General features: G+C 62.2%; 3 protein-coding genes. All 3 read left to right on the top strand.

Going from position 1 to position 2834, the window contains the following annotated elements; genetic code table 11:
• Positions 1 to 122: 122 nt before the first annotated feature.
• Entirely contained in the window at positions 123 to 338 is a 216-nt protein-coding gene (locus LB528_RS30075; protein ID WP_127256039.1) for a phage head-tail joining protein, read from the top strand.
• The gene (locus LB528_RS30070) at positions 338 to 1873 is read left to right on the top strand and encodes a phage portal protein (RefSeq protein WP_224717234.1); all 1536 of its coding nucleotides are present in this window, start codon (positions 338 to 340) and stop codon (positions 1871 to 1873) included. Before LB528_RS30075 ends, LB528_RS30070 begins: the two co-directional genes overlap by 1 nt.
• Positions 1863 to 2834, top strand: a 972-nt coding sequence (locus LB528_RS30065; RefSeq protein WP_224717233.1) for a S49 family peptidase, incomplete at its 3' end; no start/stop codon positions are given. The genes LB528_RS30070 and LB528_RS30065, both read left to right, overlap by 11 nt.

Below are 2834 nucleotides of genomic sequence, written 5' to 3'. Positions count from 1 at the left end.
CCCGAAGCCACACCCGAGCCGGCGGACGAATCGCAACATGCTGGAATTCAGCCGCCTCGGGCGAATGGTAAAGTGCACCGGAAACGGCGTCGCGTCGTCGCCAGCCCGTACATGTGATGTCAATGACCGATTTGGAAATACTGCTGGCTACCAAAGCGGCGCTGCTTAAGGCGATGCGCTCGGGCGCGCTTATCGTCCAGCATGGCGACAAGCGCGTCCAGTATCGCAGCATAGACGATTTGCGCGCGGCATTGGCAGGCATCAACGACGAGATTGCTACCGCCGAGGGGCGCCCTCGAAAGCGAGTGTTCTACCTTGACGTTCGGCGGGGCTACTGATGGGCATTTTCACAGGTATCCGGCGGGTAGCGCATGCTTTCCGCGTAACCGGCGGCGGCAACAACTCGTTTGAGGCGGCAGGCAATGGCCGCCGGTTGCGCGGGTTCAACCCTTCGAAAAACCACGTCAATGTCGCCATCCGCGCCGCTGGCCCGACCCTGGTCGCCCGCGCCCGCTGGCTTTACGAAAACGATGGATACGCCGGCAACGCGGTGGATGAATGGACCTCGCAAGCCGTTGGCGATGGGATCAAACCCCGGCCCCGCTTCAAGGGTAAGAAAGCCGCCAAAGCGGCACTGCTCAATCTGTTCTTGAAATGGACGGACGAAGCGGACGCCGAGGGAAATACCGATTATTTCGGCATCCAAGAGAAGGTCGCCCGCGAGGCCTATCTAACCGGTGAGTGCTTCGTGCGGCTTCGCAATCGCCGGCCTGGCGACATGTGGACGGTGCCCTTTCAGTTGCAGATCCTGCCGACCGAAATGCTGGATATGAGTTTCAGCGCCTCGCTTCCCGGCGGCAATTTCGTGGTGGCCGGTATCGAGTTCAACTTGCTGGGCGCCCGCGTCGCCTATCACTTCTGGCGCTATCACCCGACCGATGAACGGCCGCCGAATACCGCCAACGCCCGCGACCGCGTCCGCGTGCCGGCTTCCGAGGTGTTCCACGTCTTCGACGGACGCCAGGGCGGGCAAATCCGCGGTGTCCCCCGTATCGCCCGCGCGCTGGTCAAAATCTTCGGCCTTGAGATTTATGACGACGCCGAAATCGACCGCAAGAAAAACGCCGCGCTGTTCACCGCGTTCTTGATCGGCCGGGGTGAAAACCCCATCCGCCTTGACGACGAGGAAGACGAAGACGATTTGCCGATCGCCGGCATGGAGCCCGGCGCAATCGTGGACCTCGGCGACGATAAGGATATTAAGTTTTCCTCGCCGGCCGAGGTGGGCGGGTCTTATGAGGCTTTCCAGTATCGCACCATCTTGAAGATTTGCGCCGCGCTCGGGGTGCCCTATTCCTACGTTACCGGGGATATGACCAAGGGCAATTTCTCAAACGTTCGCACCGCCATTATGGCGTTCCGGCGCCGGATATCGCAGTGGCAAAACAATACGCTGATCCATCAGCTTTGCCGCCCGGTGTGGGTTGCCTTCGTTGAGCGCGCCGTGATGGCCGGGCTTGTCGAGCTTCCCGGTTATGACGAAGACCCGAGCGAATATTGGCAGTGCGATCACCTTCCGCCGCGCCAGGAATGGCTTGACCCGGCTAAGGACATCGCGGCCGAAAAGGAAGCGATCAAGGGCGGCTTGAAGAGCCGTACGCAATCCATCGCGGAACGCGGCTACGACCGCGAAGACCTGGACGACGAGATCGAGGAAGAGCGCGCCGAAGCGGCGGCGCGGAAGACCCCGCTTGTTTTCGACACCGATGGCACCGCGCCGCCGGCCGCCCCGAGCGCGGCGCCGCCGCCCGCGAACGACGACCCCGCTGACAACGAAGACGACCCGCCGGAGAATTTGCCAAATGCCGCGTGACCTTCCGCTAGTCGCGAGCCTGCTTTTCGATACGCCTTTGCTCATCCATCGCGGCAAGGCGAACACCATCCTTAACGCCATTGGCCCCCGCATCCTCGACGGCCTGGCGGTGGGCGCCGCCGAACTGCCGCGCCCTCAACGCGAGGCCCGCGCCGGCCAGGGGCGTAGCTTTCGCAGCGGCGGCTACATGGCGGACAATGGAATCGCCGTGCTGCCGGTGCTCGGAACGTTGATCCGGCGCGGTTCCTGGCTGGACTCGGAGTCCGGCCTTACCAGCTATTCGGCGCTGTCCGATGCGGTCACGGAAATCATGTACGACCCGGCGGTGCGCGGGCTCATGCTTGAACTTGATTCTCCCGGCGGTGAGGCCAGCGGGTGCTTTGACCTGGCGCGCTTCATTCGCAGCGCCAGCGAGGCCACCGGTAAACCAGTGTGGGGCCACGTCAACGAAGTAGCGGCCTCGGCAGGCTACGCCGTCATAAGTTCGGCCTCGCAAATTTGGGTGCCGACCACGGGCGAGTGCGGTTCGATTGGTTGCCTCGCCGCGCATGTGGACGTGAGCGAAGCGGACAGGCTGGCCGGCGTCCGATGGAATTACATTTTCTTCGGCGCCGAGAAGGCGGACGGCAACATGCATGAGCCGTTGAGCGACCGCGCCAGGGCCACGCTACAGGCCGATGTTGACGCCCTCGGCGAAATGTTTGTGCAGCTTGTTTCGCAACATCGTGGAATCGACGCCGATAAGATCCGTGCTACGGAAGCACGCATGTTTCGCGGTGCCGAAGCGGTTGAGTCTGGCCTGGCTGACAAGTCCGGCACCTTTGACGAAGCCTTGGAAGCGTTCGCGAATAGCGTTGACGAATTGCAAACGGTTACGCCTCAAGCGTCGTCAAAATCGAAATTGAAGGTAGGGCTTATGACCAAGGTTCTTGCAAACACCCCGCCGGCCCCCGTTGTGGAG

Source organism: Mesorhizobium sp. CA4 (genome assembly GCF_020165075.1).
Lineage (GTDB): Bacteria > Pseudomonadota > Alphaproteobacteria > Rhizobiales > Rhizobiaceae > Mesorhizobium.
The sequence above is the reverse complement of the archived record's forward strand: the minus strand, read 5'-3'. Positions and strand labels throughout refer to the sequence as shown.